Origin of the sequence: Empedobacter sp. UBA6305, assembly GCF_002440405.1 — a bacterium.
Lineage (GTDB): Bacteria > Bacteroidota > Bacteroidia > Flavobacteriales > Weeksellaceae > Empedobacter > Empedobacter falsenii_B.
This window is the reverse complement of sequence record NZ_DJTP01000049.1, coordinates 41,657-56,310: the sequence shown is the minus strand read 5'-3', so window position 1 is coordinate 56,310 and position 14,654 is coordinate 41,657. Positions and strand designations below refer to the sequence as shown.

Sequence of the window (14,654 nt, the reverse complement as noted above, 5' to 3'; positions counted from 1 at the left end):
TGGGTATACGTCGCGCTTTAGGCTGAACGTTTTAAGCTTTACGCATCTCCAGACTATGTTTTATAAAACAAGAAGCTTGCTTTACAGCTAACTCAGAACTTAAAACTTGAAGAGATTCTTCACTTCGCTATCGCTACATTCAGAATGACAGTTTTATTTTCGCTTATTGCTTAAACCCCGCGTTAGGGATAGTAGTGGAAATCCTTTTGTAAGAATTGTATTTTCTATAATCACTTCTAATCTTCTTCTACAAAAGATTGGAACGGATAGCCCGACCGAAGGGAACGCCATAATAATTACGCTTATCATTATGTTTTATTAATATTTGTCCATCTGCTATAATTTTAGTACATTGAAGAATAATTTAATTTTGAATAAAATTTTATTTATTCAGCAAGAGGTTTTCTATCTCTTTATATGTTGTAATCATTAGATTACTCATTCTATTCTGTTTTACACAGTTTTTATAGAAGTTAGTTTCTATATCAGGTCGTTTCAGACATAAAAATCAATTACTATCGAGAGATAGTTGAGTAGTTCATATAAGTTTAATTAAAAACAATTCATGAGTTTAAAAGTAGGCATTATCGGGGCTGGACCAAGTGGTTTGGCAATGTTAAGAGCATTTGAGTCAGAAGAGAAAAAAGGTAACAAAATTCCAGAAATTAAATGTTTTGAGAAGCAAGACAACTGGGGAGGAATGTGGAACTACACTTGGCGTACAGGAGTAGGTAAATACGGAGAGCCATTGCATGGCAGTATGTATAAATATTTATGGTCGAATGGACCAAAAGAATGCTTAGAATTTGCAGATTATACATTTTCTGAACACTTTGGTCAAACAATATCTTCTTATCCACCTAGAGAAGTATTATTCGATTATATAGAAGGGAGAATTAAACAAAGTAATGCGCGAAAGTACATTCAGTTTAATACCGTTGCAAGGTGGGTAGATTATGTAGAGGATAAAAAACAGTTTCGCGTTGTTTTTGATGATTTAAAGAAAAATGAAACTTTCGAAGAATATTTCGATTATTTAATTGTCGGAACTGGACATTTTTCTACACCAAATATGCCTTATTTTAAAGGTATCGAGAATTATACAGGAAATGTAATGCATGCGCATGATTTTCGCGGAGCTGATCCATTTAGAGGCAAAGAAATTTTATTGATTGGTAGTAGTTATTCGGCAGAAGATATTGCGGTACAATGCTATAAACACGGAACTAAATCGGTCATAATTTCTTATCGTACAAACCCGATTGATTGTAAATGGCCCGAAGGGATAAAAGAATTGCCTTTAGTGACACATTTTGAAGATAAGAAAGCATTTTTCAAAGACGGAACATCAAAAGAGTTTGATGCAGTAATTATGTGTACAGGTTATCAACACAAATTTCCGTTTTTACCAGATAATTTCCGTTTAAAAACAAAAAACTGTTTGTATCCAGAAGGAATGTATAAAGGTGTAATATCAGATGTTAATGCTCAATTGTTATTTTTGGGAATGCAGGATCAATATTACACATTTAATATGTTTGATGCGCAAGCATGGTTTGCACGTGATTATATTTTAGGACGAATTAATTTACCTTCAAAAGAAGAAATTCAAAAAGATATTCAGAAATGGGTTGATTATGAAAAACAATCGATTTCTGCTGATGATCATGTTGATTTTCAAACTGATTATTTGAAGGATTTAATTCATTTAACTGATTATCCTATGTTCGATTTGGATAAAGTTGCTAATATGTTCAAATCTTGGTTAAAAGATAAAGAAGAAAATATTTTAACTTATCGAGATAAAACCTATACCTCAGTTATGGACGAAACGAAAGCAGAAAAACATCACACAGCTTGGATGAAAGAGTTGGATGATAGTTTAGAACGCTATTTGGATGAAGATCCGATTGATGAAAAACAATTAGAAAAAACAAATTATTATTAATATTAACAAAAAGACTAACAAATGTGTTGGTCTTTTTTTATTTTCGATTGTATATTTAAACATCGTTAAAAAAGAAAAAGTGTTTATTTTTGACAGAGCACAACACAATATGATTTAATACAATAGAAATGGAGATTCAATATTTTTTCGAATTATTTGGTACGCTTTTTTTTGGAATTTCGGGCGCTTTAGCTGCAGATGAAAAATCGGGTAACGATTGGTTTGGTGTAACCTTTATTGCTTTCCTAACTTCAATTGGAGGCGGTACAATTCGTGATATTTTACTTTCCGTTGAGATTATGTGGATAAAGGATGTGAATCTTATTTATGCGGTAGGGATTGGTGTTATTTTAGCCGCAATTTTCTATACGCCTTTACTTAAACTTCGTAAAACATTTATGCTTTTTGATACGTTAGGAATTGCTTTGTTTACGATTGTTGGTTTAGAAAAAGCTCTAAATCTTGGAATTCATCCTGTAATTGCACCTGTAATGGGAATGTTTACGGCGGTTTTTGGATCCATTATTCGCGATATGATGTTGAACGAAGTTCCTATTATTTTCAAGAAAGAAATTTATGCGTTTGCATGTCTTTGTGGTGCAGTTATTTATATGATTTTATGGAAATTGGGACTTGATCGTAACATCAATTTCTTTATTTCGGGGGCTGTAATTGTCGCAATTCGTTTGACTGCAATTAAGTATAACTTATCATTACCGAAATTCAAAAGCCATTAATTTATAGATTCGTATCTTAGCGAACTAATTTTTTATAGATGGAAATTCAATACATTTTTGAATTATTTGGGACGGTTGTGTTTGCTATTTCTGGTGCTTTAGCTGGAGATGAAAGACAAAAACATGATTGGTTCGGAATTGCTTGTTTTGCTTTTATAACGGCTGTTGGTGGTGGAACTTTACGCGATCTATTTCTTAACAGTTATCCGTTAGTTTGGATAAATGATATGAATGTCATTTACGCAGTTTTTGCTGGAATTTTGTTGGCAGGATTATTTTTTAAATATTTTTCACGATTAAGAATAACATTAATGCTTTTCGATACATTGGGAATTGCTTTATTTACAATTGTAGGTTTGGAAAAAGCGCATTCTTTGGGCGCAAATGATTTTATTTCTGTGATGATGGGAATGATGACCGCTGTAATGGGAGGAATGTTAAGAGATGTTTTGATGAATAGAACGCCTACAGTTTTTGTGAAAGAAATTTATGCAATGGCATGTGTCGCAGGAGGTGTAATGTATTTAATTTTTGAAAGTTTTGGATTAGATCGTAATATCAATTTTATTGTTTCGGGAGCTATTATTGCCGCAATTCGTATTGTTACTGTAAAATATAATTTGTCGTTACCTAAATTTTATTAATCATGCAAAAAACACCATTTAATCAAGAAAATTGGACAGGAAGAATTGATTCTGAAGATGGAGAATTAGGTTTAAGAATTCATCAAGTAATTTCTGATTATGATAAATTTGAATCATCATCTGTTCAACCAAAAGTACTGTTAGGATTTTGTTCGGAAGAAGGTGTTAAACGGAATAAGGGTAGAATTGGTGCGAAAGATTCACCAGATTTGATTCGAAAAAGTTTGGCGAATTTACCTTTACATTTTTCCGAAACTGATTTTATTTTTGATGCTGGAAATATTCATTGTGATGATAATAATTTAGAATCTGCACGTGAAGAACAAATCAATCAAGTGGATAAAATTATCCAACAAAATCATTTTCCGATTGTAATTGGTGGTGGACACGAAACAGCTTTGGGTGATTTTTTGGCTTTAGCAAAATCATACAAAAATATTGGAATTATCAATCTTGATGCGCATTTTGATTTGAGAACGCCAAATCCGCAATCAACTTCTGGAACGCCTTTTTACGAAATGGCAAAGTATTGCGAAGAAAATGAAATGAAGTTCAATTATATTCCAATCGGTATTCAAGAATTAGGAAATACGAAAGCATTATTTCAACGTGCTGAAAATATAGGAGTTAATTTTATTTTGGCAGATGAAGTGCATTTCAATTTGAATAAAGTATTAGATGATTTGAAAACGATTGTTCAACAATTTGATGTGCTTTATGTTTCGTTGGATATGGATGTTTTTGATGCAGCTTATGCGCCAGGTGTAAGTGCAACGACAATTAATGGTTTGACACCTTTTCAGGTTAAATATATTTTGAAGGTTCTAATGAACTCAAACAAAGTGAAAATATTTGATTTAGTTGAATATAATTCGCTTTTTGATGTTGATAACTCGACAGCGAAACTCTCTGCACAAATGATTTACGAAGTTTTAAGATATTAATTCTGAAATAATTTACAATATTTTGTAACCTTTTTCAGTTATCTGCGTATACATATATAGTGGTGTTGATAAAATGCCAAAAGAAATCGATAATAATCATTAATAATAGGAGGGTTTTAGTTAAATGAGACAGCTTAAAATTACAAAGCAGGTAACAAATCGTGAAACTGCGTCGTTGGATAAATACTTACAAGAGATTGGTAAAGTAGATTTGATTACAGCGGAGGAGGAAGTAGAGTTAGCACAACGTATCAAAGCAGGAGATCGTGTTGCCTTAGAAAAATTAACAAAAGCAAACTTACGTTTCGTGGTATCTGTTGCGAAACAATATCAAAATCAAGGTTTAAGTTTACCAGATTTAATTAATGAAGGAAATTTAGGTTTGATTAAAGCTGCACAACGTTTTGACGAAACACGTGGTTTCAAATTTATCTCGTATGCAGTTTGGTGGATTCGTCAATCTATCTTACAAGCATTAGCAGAGCAATCTCGTATTGTACGTTTACCATTAAATAAAATTGGATCGATCAATAAAATTAATAAAGCCTATGCTTTATTAGAGCAAGAACATGAACGTGCTCCATCTGCAGAAGAAATTTCTGAAGTTTTGGATATGTCTGAAGGTGATGTAAAAGAGTCGATGAAAAACTCTGGTCGTCACGTCTCAATGGACGCACCATTAGTAGAAGGAGAAGATTCTAACTTATACGATGTATTAAACATTGGTGAATCTCCATCTCCAGACGTTCAATTGATGATTGAATCTTTACGTGTAGAGATTGAGCGTGCATTACAAACATTAACGCCTCGCGAAGCTGATTTAATTCGTTTATACTTCGGATTAAACGGTCAACATCCAATGACGTTAGAAGAAATTGGAGAAACGTTTGATTTAACAAGAGAACGTGTTCGTCAAATTAAAGAAAAAGCAATTCGTCGTTTAAAACATACTTCAAGATCTAAGATTTTGAAAACGTATATCGGACGATAGAAACATAAGAAAGCAGCTAAATAAGCTGCTTTTTTTATAAATACTAAAACACTTTATGAGAAACTTTATTTTACTATTTACTCTTATACTTTTTTCAACTTATACTTTCGGTCAAAAGAAAGTTGATCAAAATTTAGTTGGATTTTGGTCTTCTTCAATTCCTAAAACAAAAGCTGATCCTATTGATGGAAAATGGTTAATCAACCGTAAAAATGATGGAACATTTATTTTATATTTTGAGTTGTTGAGTGGTCGAGATTCTATTTATGCAAAAGAAACAGGAACTTGGTGGACAGATAATAATCAGTATTTTGAGGAAGGAAATGAATTAAACTTCAATGATATTTATTTGTATAAAATCAATGAAAATAAAATTGAGTATAGATTAGAAAAAGGAAAATTACCAAGAGGTTTTAAAACGACTAAATATTCAGAAGAAAAAAGTAATAATTTGACAGATTATTATGAAGAAAAGTATTCTGTATATAAAGCTAAAACCATGAAAAAAATCTTTGATATGGAAAGCTCTGTAGATGGGTTTGCATATGATCAGACAGATGGTGAAGCAGACGAACGTTTTGTAGGTATTTGGATAGGTTCGGAAAAAGATAATCAAGTGAAAGGATTATCTAAAGAATGGGCAATGACAAGAAATGCAGACGGAACTTTTGTTTTGGATTTTAAAACTAAAATGAAAGGAAGAAAAACAGAAAATTCTATAGAAAAAGGAAAATGGTGGGTAAAAGATAATAAGTTTTACGAATACCACGAAGATTCTGAATCAACAGATGTTTATGAGTTTCAGATTTTAAATGAAAATCAGATAAAGTTTAAAGCATTTAATATGGCTTTTGAACAAGAAAATGAAACGTACGAATTTATTGATACAAGAAAAAAATAAATGAAAAACTCCAACTAAATTTAGTTGGAGTTTTTTGTTATAATAATTTTCCGCTTAGTAAAATTGCAGCAATTGTAAAATAAATAATCAATCCTGAAACATCAACCAAGGTTGCGACGAAAGGCGAGGATGCTGTTGCGGGATCAAATCCAATTTTTCTCAAAATAAATGGAACTAAAGATCCAGAAAGTGTTCCCCATAAAACAATGACGATTAAAGATAAAGCGACTGTTAAAGCTACATATAGCCAATATTCTCCATAACTATAAATTCCAGTTTTTTGCCAAATTAAGATTCTGATAAAACCAACAAATCCTAGAATTGCACCTAAGATTAATCCCGAAGCAAACTCTTTCTTCATTACATACCACCAATCTTTTAGTTTCAATTCACCCAAAGCCATTGCTCGGATAATTAGTGAAGCCGCTTGAGAACCAGAATTTCCACCACTCGAAATAATCAATGGAACAAATAAAGCCAACACAACCGCTTTTTCGATTTCTTGGTCATAATAACTCATAGCAGAAGCAGTAAACATTTCGCCAATAAATAAGATAACCAGCCAACCTGCGCGCTTTTTGATTAATTCCGCAATAGGTGTTTTAGTATACGAAACATCCAATTCTTCCATACCTCCAAATTTCTGAATATCTTCTGTATCACGCATTTTCATACGATCCAAGATGTCGTCGAAGGTTACAATTCCGACCAAAACATCATTTTCTGTCACAATTGGCATTGCAGAACGATCGTATTTATCAAAAACTTCTAACGCATCTTCTAAAGGAGTCGTCGTCTTGATTGAAACAAAATTATGATCGATCAAATTTTCTACTTTCGTGTCTTCATCAGCCAAAAGAATTTCGCCAATTTTTAAATCATCAATCAATCTATTTTTTCCATCCACAATAAAAATATACGTCAACGTTTCCGCTTTTTTTCCATATTTTTTGATGTGCGCCAAAACTTGTTTTACCGTATAATGTTCTTTTACCTGAATATAATTTGGCGTCATCAAACGCGCAATCGAATCTTCTTTGTATCCAATCAAATTCAGTGCTGTAGCGCGTTCTTCAGGATTTAAAAGATTAATGGAATGTTTGATTAATTGATCTGGGAAATTTTCAAAAAGTTCTGTTCGGTCATCAGGATCAAGATTGTTCAAAACTTCAGCTAAATCTTCGTCCGTCAAACTTTTTACAATTTCGTACTGAATATCGGGCTCAAAATACGAGAATACTTCAACTTTATCATCATTCGAAAGCGAGTAAAAAGCGATATTTCTTTCCTTTACGTTCAGCGCAGTTAATTGCTCGGCAATATCTGCTGGATGTTGATTAAGCATATTATTTTCCATAAATTTGTTGTTTTTTATCCCGAGCTGCAAATTAAGTTTTTTTGAGATGAAAAGAAGTATAGATTGGCTACTTTTAAGCTAATTTTAATATAGAAAATCATGATGAACAAAGCTGATCAAAACCAAATGAAAGAATATATAAAATCTATGGATGTAGATGACAGATTCGTTGGAATTTGGTCTGGAACTGATCATGGAAAATTTTTTAAAGGCGAAACAAATAGTTGGTTGGTGAATAGAAAAGCTGACGGCACAATGACGGTTAACTTTAAAACGATTTATAGTGATGATCGTGTAACTTTTTCTGAAGACGAAGGCGTTTGGTGTACAATTGGTGATGAATATTACGAGTTTAGAGATTCTGATGAGATGGCAGATATTTATACTTATATTTTTATGTCAAAAGATTCGATTCATTTTATCATCAACGAAGAATTAAAAGACGAAGAGCCTTATAACTTTATTGACAATAGAGTTTTCTTGGATTAAAAATAATTTTGCTGAATCATTTTTTCTGTTATATTCGTATTGTATTAATTAACACTGAAAATGAAAAAACTATTATTTACTTTCTTATTATCATCTTCTCTATTTGCTCAAGAAAAAGCAACAGATTTGTTTAATGCAAACGTTAGTTTTATTGGAATCGGAATTCAATATGAAAAAGCTTTATCCGAAAATTTTACGGCTGTTGGATCTTTAGATTATTTAGGAGGTTTCAGATACAGCTATAGCGATTTTTATGGGAGTGATTTTGAGTATATTTTGACAACAAATATAGCTTTAGAAGGACGTTATTATTATAATTTTGACCGAAGAATTGGAAAAGGAAAAAATACCAAAAATAATTCTGGTAATTATATTGCTTTAAAAGGAACTTATACACCAGATTGGTTAACAACGTCTAATAGTGATAATTTAGGTGTTAATCCGCAAGGTTCTATTACGTTAAATTACGGATTTAAACGTTCTTTTGCTCAAAACTTTTTTTACGAGTTTTATACAGGATTAGGACTTTCTCTTTATCAAGAAACATATACAAACTATGATTTTGATAATTATACAACATCAGAAGTAAAAAGTACAAATACAGGAGTTGCTTTAGATTTAGGCTTTCGAGTTGGTTATAATTTCTAAAAAATATAAATCGTTGAGTTTTCAACGATTTTTTTATTTCATTACCTTTGTATCACAAAATACAAACAAACAACAAATAAGATTATGCCAATAGTAGCACCATCAATTTTAGCAGCCGATTTCGGGAATTTAGCAAAAGACATCGAAATGGTTAATAATTCTCAAGCCGAATGGTTTCATTTAGATGTAATGGACGGCGTTTTTGTCCCTAATATCTCTTACGGAATGCCAATTATTGAGAAAATAAATTCGTTAACAGACAAAGTTTTAGATGTACATTTAATGATTGTTGATCCAGATCGTTATATTTCAACTTTCAAACAAGTTGGCGCAGATATTTTGACTGTTCATTACGAAGCGTGTACACATTTACATCGTACAATTCAGGCTATAAAAGCAGAAGGAATGAAAGCAGGAGTGGCGCTTAATCCGCATACACCAGTATCTGTTTTAGAAGATGTGATTAATGATTTAGATTTGGTGTTAATTATGAGTGTTAATCCAGGTTTTGGAGGTCAAAAATTCATTGAGAATACATACAACAAAGTATCAAAATTAAAAAAAATGATTACAGAAGCTAATGCAAATGTGATCATCGAAATTGATGGAGGAGTTGGAGTACAAAATGCATCAAAATTGGTAGAAGCTGGTGCAGATGCTTTAGTTGCTGGTTCGGCAGTTTTCAATGCTGAGGATCCAACAGCATATATCGCGGAATTACAAAAAGCTTAATAAAAATAGTATTGAGATGTGAGAAATTAGAATTGAGAAGTTCATATTTTTCCTTCAACTATTTAAACAAATAATAAAAAACTGAATCAGAAATGATTCAGTTTTTTTGTTGATTAATCCTGAACTTTTTTCAGGATCCTCATCAAGTTAATCAAACAATTTTCTTATTAAAATCTTAACTTTGTTGCATGAATTTCTCTAAAGACAACCCAAAAAAGATTTATACGATTGATGAAATCAAAGATAAAATGGCAAAATATTGTCTTTATCAAGATCGTTGTCATTGGGAAGTAGAGAAAAAACTTCGTGATTTTGATTTGATTCCAGAAGCGAAAGATGAGATTATTTTTAAGCTAATTCATTACGGATTCCTGAATGAAGAACGATTTGTTCATAATTTTGTTCGAGGAAAAGTCAATCAAAAAATGTGGGGAAGAAATCGTCTTCGTCAAGAATTAAAAATGCGTCAAATTGATCAAAAATTAATTGAAAAAGCATTTAAAGAAGAAATTGATTTGGATAAATATTGGAATAATTTATTGCATTTAACACAAAAAAAGTTCAATTTATTAGCTTCTGAGCGTGAATCTTTCAAGAAAATAAACAAAGTAAAAGCATATTTAGCGTACAAAGGTTACGAGTTCGATTTGATGAATGATGCTATCGAAACAGTGAAAATAAAAGAGTAATACAATTCATCCTTGAAATTCGACAATTCGGTCAATAATTTTTAAAATTAAAAACGACTTCACTTAATTTTATTCCATAATAAATAAAGACATTATGGAACATTTAGTCAAAATCATTATTTACATTCACGCTTTTTTTGGAGGAATTGGTTTAGTTGCTGGTACAGCTGTTATGATTATAAAAAAAGGAAATTCGACACACAAAAAAGTGGGAAAAATATTTTCGATTGGTATGTTAGTCAGTTCTGTTCTTTCGTTAATTATTTGTGCTTTTCCAAATCACCACAATTCTTTTCTTTTAATGATTGGTATTTTCACGATTTATATGATTTTGATTGGAAATAGAATTCTAAATTATAAGCGTAAAAATTATTCTAATAATTTGGATAAAATCATTTCTGGAGCAATGTTTATCACATCTATTGTGATGATTGTTTTTGGATTACTTCCACTTTTCAAAAGCAATGCAATTGGATTATTGTATTTAATTTTTGGGTTTTTAGGAGGATTTATGTCTTATCGAGATTTTATTTTTTACAAGAACCCAGAGAATTATAAAAAATGGACAATGAATCATGTTGGAAAAATGATTGGCGCTTATATCGCATCAGTAACAGCGTTTTTGGTTGCAGGCGCTGGATTTGGAGATAATATTTATTTTTGGATTGTACCTTCAATTATCGGAACGATTTATATTTTTTCTTGGTCAAAAAAACTAAATAAAAAAGTTGCAGTGAATTGATTATCTTTAATTAAAACACTTGTATGAAGAATTTATATATTTTTCTCTTATTCATTCTTTTTGTTCAATGCGAGCAACCGAGTAATCAATCTGCTAAAGGTTGGGAAAAGAAGAATGAAATAAAATCAGATTCTGTTTTTAAAGATAAAGAAACTGAGGAAGCTATAAAACAAGTAATTGATATTGCTGAAAGAAATAATGTAAGATTTTCTTCTATAATAATTTATTTTGCTGGAAATAGATTATATGTTTTTCCAACTATAGCTCAACAAAATTGTTTATTTACTCCTCGTTATGAAAGTAATTATGAATATAACAATCGAGATTATTATTTTGTTTTTTATCAAGATGAAGAAATGATAAAGGAGTTTGTAGAGTTAAAAGATATGACATATTATAAATTAGATATAAAACCTACAATTTGTGACCATATAAATTATACATTTAGATTTGATTGGGATGAAGAATATGCTAAATATCAATTATTTGCTGTTTCAAAATATCAAGATATTATTTTAGAAGAAGATAGTAAATATTTCCCTTTTTTGGAAGTTATTGAACCAGAACCATTTATTCATCCTAATGATGTAAAATAAAAAAACGAATTTCGAAACTCGAAATTCGTTTTTACTATTTCTAATATTTACCTAATTCGTATTCAAATTCTTGCAGATAATTCGCCAAATGAAAACCGTCTACAAAACCATGATTCGCTTCAACCGAAACAGGCATATACATTTTATCATTTTGCGTATACGCTTTTCCAAAAATAATTCGCGGAATAGATTCTCCTGTTCCAAAATTACTTGGTTGCACTAATCCCGTAAATCTCGACCATGGAAACGTAGAATGACGAACCAAACCAATGGTAATTTCTTCATTTTTGATGTGTAAACCAACCGAGTTTTCTACACTTTGTATTTGCTCTTGAAGTTGCGCGTTAAATGCATCAAAATCTTCGGTAAAATTCATCAATGCAAAACCAAAAGTTCCGTCTTTTCTTCCAATTGTTGTTCCGCAATTTAAATGATCGTACACAAAAATTTCATCATCTTCGATGCGATATTTAAACTCATTAATCTTATTTTCTGCCAACATCGAGCAATGTAAATAGACTGCGAAAAAAGACAATTTATTTGCTTTGGCAAATTTGTACGTTTTAGAACATTCAACCTCCGCAACAACTCCGACATACGGATTATCCATTTTCGAGAACATATTAAAATGCTCTATACGATTCCAACCTTCAGGATTAAATTTCTGTTTCATTGATGCAAAGTTAAAAATAGGATTTACAATTACTTCAATCTTTTTTGTTGATATGCATCACCAATTACATTCAGAGTTACGCCTAGAATAATCATAAAAATTCCTAAAGCTAAACTCAGCGAAAAATCTTCACCAAACATCATAACACTTACAGCAACGGCAACCACAGGTTCTGATGCGCCAAGAATAGAAGTGGCTGTAGAACCAATATTTTTAATCGCATAAATCAATGCGATGCTCGAAACAACTGTCGTAACAAACGCAAATGTAAAAAAGTTGAAGGTTAATTCTAATGATGGTAAAATGAAGGATTCTTTGTGAATAATCATTTTTGTTGCGTAATAAATCGTTGTAAATAGAAACGAATAAAAGCTTAATGTAAAGCCTTTTATATCTCGTACTTTCGATTTGTTGACTGTCACAATATATAATCCGTAACCCAAAGCACTAATAAAAACAATTCCTAATCCGATTGGATTTAGCTCGAATTTTCCTTCTTTAAAACTTAATAAAATTACACCAGCCAGTACAAAAACAATGGCTACAATAGTTGAAATTGTAATTCTTTCTTTGAAGAAAACAGCCATTATGATGGCAACAATCAACGGATAAACGAATAATAATGTGGAGGCAATTCCAGGAGTTAAATAATCATAACCTAAAAATAAAGCATCCGCTGAGATTCCGTACAATAATCCTAAAATGATTAAAAATGGAATCTGTTTCACATCTATTTTGAATGATTGTTTTTTGATGAATAAATATGTTCCGACAATCAATGCAGAAAAAAAGAATCGATAGAATAATGTAGTATCCATCGAAAAATTTGCCTGTTTTATAGGTAGGATAAATAATGGAATTAATCCATAAGATATGGAAGAAATTAGTCCATATGCGTAACCTTTGAATTTCATTTTTAATAGAAAAAACGAAGTTCTAATTTCGAACTTCGCATTTGATTAGTATTTATTAAAATTTATTTTCTCGTAAAATCTAAATCTTGGAAGTCGTAACTAAAATCTGTTAACGGAGAAATGGCCTTCATTTTGAAACCTGTCATTTTTCCATCTTTTATTTCTGCATAAACAAAAGCGTCTGCATGGAAATAACGATTGTACCATTTTACTGCAAACGTATTGTCTTTGTAAAAAAGCATTTCACCAGTTAATTGAGGTGAACGTTTCGATTCGAAAATGATTTTTCCTTTCTTTTCATAAATTACAACATCACCAAACCAATTGTCCTTATACGTTCCGATTACACTTTTTGAATCAAATTTGATGGCTTTATTTTTTTGATTTGCTTCAACTGTTTTCCAAACTTCATCGGTAATAACATCGGCTTCTTCCACATTTTTCTTCATTATATCATCATACGTTTTTACCCAATCTGTAGATGGATTTTTTAAGTAAAAATCTTTGATTGTATTCGAGATTGCTCGGAAAGCTGCACCCGATTGTTGGTTTGTCAAAATCACAATTCCTAATTTTTCTTGAGGATAAAACATCGTTTGTGTTACAATTCCTTCCAATCCACCAGTATGCGAAACTTCCAATTTTCCGTTCATATCCTGTAATTGCCATCCCAAACCATAAGCTTTGAATAATGAATTATAAGGCGGAGTTGTACGATTTGGTTGTAAAGTTTGTGGCGTAATCATTTCGTTCATTTGTTTTTCAGAAATAATTTGTTTTCCGTTCACTTTTCCTTTATCCAAATTGAATTGCAACCATTTTGCAATATCATCAACATTAGAATAAATTCCTGCAGCTGCATCAAAAATAGTGTTCGTATAACGATCAATGACTTGTAATTTTCCGTCAATCGGAACGTGTGGATCAATTGCATTTTTCTTGTCTTTTACTAAGTGCCAATTCGCCGCTGTATTCGTCATTCCAATTGGTTCTAACAATCTTTTTGTTACAAAATCTGTCCAAGATTGCCCCGAAACTCGTTCAATCACAACTCCTGCAATAATATATAATAAATTATCGTAATCATATTTGACACGAAAATCTGAAACTGGTTTTAAAAACTGAATATTAGAAATAATATCTTTAGGAGTGAAATTGTGTCCATCAGGCCAAACCATCAAATCTCCTGCGCCCAAACCTAATCCACTGCGATGCGTTAATAAATCACGAATTGTGAACTCTTTGGTTACATAATCGTTGTACATCTTGAATTCAGGAATGTGCGTAATCACTTTATCATCCCACTTTATTTTTCCTTCATCAACCAAAATTGCCAAGGCCGCTGCTGTAAAAGCTTTCGAGTTAGAAGCAATTCCAAAATTTGTATTCGACTTAACTTTTTCTCCCGTTTTAAGCGATTTTACACCATAACCTTTCGAATGTACAATTGTTCCATCTTTGATAACCGCAACAGACATTCCAGGAACATCAAAAGTTTTCATGGCATTTTCTGTGACTTGATCAATGGTTTGATTCGAAATATTTTGTCCAAAAGCTGTAAAAGAAGCTAATGTGATTGTTGATAAAAGTATATTTTTCATGTGTGAGTTTGAATTTTCACGAAGTTAGAAATTTTTATTCATCAGCTT

The 14,654-nt window shown here is 31.3% G+C and carries 16 protein-coding genes; 12 read left to right on the top strand and 4 right to left on the bottom strand.

From position 1 onward, the window contains the following. Positions 1–565 precede the first annotated feature (565 nt). The 6 genes from B3M86_RS12880 to B3M86_RS12855 all read left to right on the top strand — a co-directional run bounded on the left by B3M86_RS12880 (position 566) and on the right by B3M86_RS12855 (position 6,165). Complete coding sequence (locus B3M86_RS12880) at positions 566–1,948, top strand: NAD(P)-binding domain-containing protein (RefSeq protein ID WP_291076502.1); 1,383 nt, start codon at positions 566–568, stop codon at positions 1,946–1,948. Between the two features lie 128 nt (positions 1,949–2,076). Further along, a complete protein-coding gene (locus B3M86_RS12875) occupies positions 2,077–2,685 on the top strand; it encodes a trimeric intracellular cation channel family protein (protein ID WP_125350022.1) in 609 nt (202 codons plus the stop codon). Positions 2,686–2,723: 38 nt separating this feature from the next. Further along, positions 2,724–3,329, top strand: a complete 606-nt coding sequence (locus B3M86_RS12870; protein WP_125350023.1) for a trimeric intracellular cation channel family protein — start codon at positions 2,724–2,726, stop codon at positions 3,327–3,329. A gap of 2 nt (positions 3,330–3,331) precedes the next feature. Beyond that, a complete protein-coding gene (gene hutG, locus B3M86_RS12865) occupies positions 3,332–4,273 on the top strand; it encodes a formimidoylglutamase (RefSeq protein ID WP_219035272.1) in 942 nt (313 codons plus the stop codon). Positions 4,274–4,397: 124 nt separating this feature from the next. Next, entirely contained in the window at positions 4,398–5,264 is an 867-nt protein-coding gene (locus B3M86_RS12860; protein WP_019975176.1) for a sigma-70 family RNA polymerase sigma factor, read from the top strand. A gap of 55 nt (positions 5,265–5,319) precedes the next feature. Continuing rightward, complete coding sequence (locus tag B3M86_RS12855) at positions 5,320–6,165, top strand: lipocalin family protein (protein ID WP_219035271.1); 846 nt, start codon at positions 5,320–5,322, stop codon at positions 6,163–6,165. Positions 6,166–6,202: 37 nt separating this feature from the next. Here the strand turns inward: B3M86_RS12855 and mgtE are convergent, their stop codons facing one another. Further along, on the bottom strand, positions 6,203–7,522 hold the full coding sequence (gene mgtE, locus B3M86_RS12850; protein WP_291076500.1) for a magnesium transporter: 1,320 nt from the start codon (positions 7,520–7,522) through the stop codon (positions 6,203–6,205). Between the two features lie 99 nt (positions 7,523–7,621). On the opposite strand from mgtE, the gene B3M86_RS12845 reads away from it, so the two are divergent. From B3M86_RS12845 to B3M86_RS12820, 6 genes are all read left to right on the top strand, one after another. Then, positions 7,622–8,011 (top strand): hypothetical protein, encoded by a 390-nt coding sequence (locus tag B3M86_RS12845; RefSeq protein ID WP_125350026.1) that lies wholly within the window; start codon positions 7,622–7,624, stop codon positions 8,009–8,011. Positions 8,012–8,071: 60 nt separating this feature from the next. Next, complete coding sequence (locus tag B3M86_RS12840; RefSeq protein ID WP_125350027.1) at positions 8,072–8,659, top strand: hypothetical protein; 588 nt, start codon at positions 8,072–8,074, stop codon at positions 8,657–8,659. A gap of 84 nt (positions 8,660–8,743) precedes the next feature. Next, the gene (gene rpe / locus B3M86_RS12835) at positions 8,744–9,391 is read left to right on the top strand and encodes a ribulose-phosphate 3-epimerase (RefSeq protein WP_280036965.1); all 648 of its coding nucleotides are present in this window, start codon (positions 8,744–8,746) and stop codon (positions 9,389–9,391) included. A 188-nt stretch (positions 9,392–9,579) separates the two neighbouring features. Beyond that, complete coding sequence (locus tag B3M86_RS12830; RefSeq protein ID WP_291076498.1) at positions 9,580–10,080, top strand: regulatory protein RecX; 501 nt, start codon at positions 9,580–9,582, stop codon at positions 10,078–10,080. Positions 10,081–10,174: 94 nt separating this feature from the next. Further along, positions 10,175–10,822 (top strand): hypothetical protein, encoded by a 648-nt coding sequence (locus B3M86_RS12825; RefSeq protein WP_291076497.1) that lies wholly within the window; start codon positions 10,175–10,177, stop codon positions 10,820–10,822. A 23-nt stretch (positions 10,823–10,845) separates the two neighbouring features. Next, positions 10,846–11,418 carry a hypothetical protein gene (locus B3M86_RS12820; protein WP_125350031.1) on the top strand — a complete coding sequence of 191 codons (573 nt, stop codon included), beginning with the start codon at positions 10,846–10,848 and terminating at the stop codon, positions 11,416–11,418. Between the two features lie 40 nt (positions 11,419–11,458). Here the strand turns inward: B3M86_RS12820 and B3M86_RS12815 are convergent, their stop codons facing one another. The 3 genes from B3M86_RS12815 to B3M86_RS12805 all read right to left on the bottom strand — a co-directional run bounded on the left by B3M86_RS12815 (position 11,459) and on the right by B3M86_RS12805 (position 14,606). Next, a complete protein-coding gene (locus B3M86_RS12815) occupies positions 11,459–12,091 on the bottom strand; it encodes a CatA-like O-acetyltransferase (RefSeq protein ID WP_291076494.1) in 633 nt (210 codons plus the stop codon). A gap of 29 nt (positions 12,092–12,120) precedes the next feature. Then, positions 12,121–13,005 carry a DMT family transporter gene (locus B3M86_RS12810; RefSeq protein ID WP_286495880.1) on the bottom strand — a complete coding sequence of 295 codons (885 nt, stop codon included), beginning with the start codon at positions 13,003–13,005 and terminating at the stop codon, positions 12,121–12,123. A 62-nt stretch (positions 13,006–13,067) separates the two neighbouring features. Beyond that, positions 13,068–14,606, bottom strand: a complete 1,539-nt coding sequence (locus tag B3M86_RS12805) for a serine hydrolase (protein WP_291076492.1) — start codon at positions 14,604–14,606, stop codon at positions 13,068–13,070. Between the last annotated feature and the right edge of the window lie 48 nt (positions 14,607–14,654).

Bases quoted from the DNA above. Each gene is read 5' to 3' on its own strand.
- B3M86_RS12805 (WP_291076492.1), bottom strand. From the start codon at position 14,606: ATGAAAAATATACTTTTATCAACAATCACATTAGCTTCTTTTACAGCT.
- B3M86_RS12860 (WP_019975176.1), top strand. From the start codon at position 4,398: ATGAGACAGCTTAAAATTACAAAGCAGGTAACAAATCGTGAAACTGCG.
- B3M86_RS12825 (WP_291076497.1), top strand. From the start codon at position 10,175: ATGGAACATTTAGTCAAAATCATTATTTACATTCACGCTTTTTTTGGA.
- B3M86_RS12855 (WP_219035271.1), top strand. From the start codon at position 5,320: ATGAGAAACTTTATTTTACTATTTACTCTTATACTTTTTTCAACTTAT.
- rpe (WP_280036965.1), top strand. From the start codon at position 8,744: ATGCCAATAGTAGCACCATCAATTTTAGCAGCCGATTTCGGGAATTTA.
- B3M86_RS12845 (WP_125350026.1), top strand. From the start codon at position 7,622: ATGATGAACAAAGCTGATCAAAACCAAATGAAAGAATATATAAAATCT.
- B3M86_RS12880 (WP_291076502.1), top strand. From the start codon at position 566: ATGAGTTTAAAAGTAGGCATTATCGGGGCTGGACCAAGTGGTTTGGCA.
- B3M86_RS12875 (WP_125350022.1), top strand. From the start codon at position 2,077: ATGGAGATTCAATATTTTTTCGAATTATTTGGTACGCTTTTTTTTGGA.
- B3M86_RS12830 (WP_291076498.1), top strand. From the start codon at position 9,580: ATGAATTTCTCTAAAGACAACCCAAAAAAGATTTATACGATTGATGAA.
- B3M86_RS12870 (WP_125350023.1), top strand. From the start codon at position 2,724: ATGGAAATTCAATACATTTTTGAATTATTTGGGACGGTTGTGTTTGCT.
- mgtE (WP_291076500.1), bottom strand. From the start codon at position 7,522: ATGGAAAATAATATGCTTAATCAACATCCAGCAGATATTGCCGAGCAA.
- B3M86_RS12820 (WP_125350031.1), top strand. From the start codon at position 10,846: ATGAAGAATTTATATATTTTTCTCTTATTCATTCTTTTTGTTCAATGC.
- B3M86_RS12815 (WP_291076494.1), bottom strand. From the start codon at position 12,091: ATGAAACAGAAATTTAATCCTGAAGGTTGGAATCGTATAGAGCATTTT.
- B3M86_RS12810 (WP_286495880.1), bottom strand. From the start codon at position 13,005: ATGAAATTCAAAGGTTACGCATATGGACTAATTTCTTCCATATCTTAT.
- hutG (WP_219035272.1), top strand. From the start codon at position 3,332: ATGCAAAAAACACCATTTAATCAAGAAAATTGGACAGGAAGAATTGAT.
- B3M86_RS12840 (WP_125350027.1), top strand. From the start codon at position 8,072: ATGAAAAAACTATTATTTACTTTCTTATTATCATCTTCTCTATTTGCT.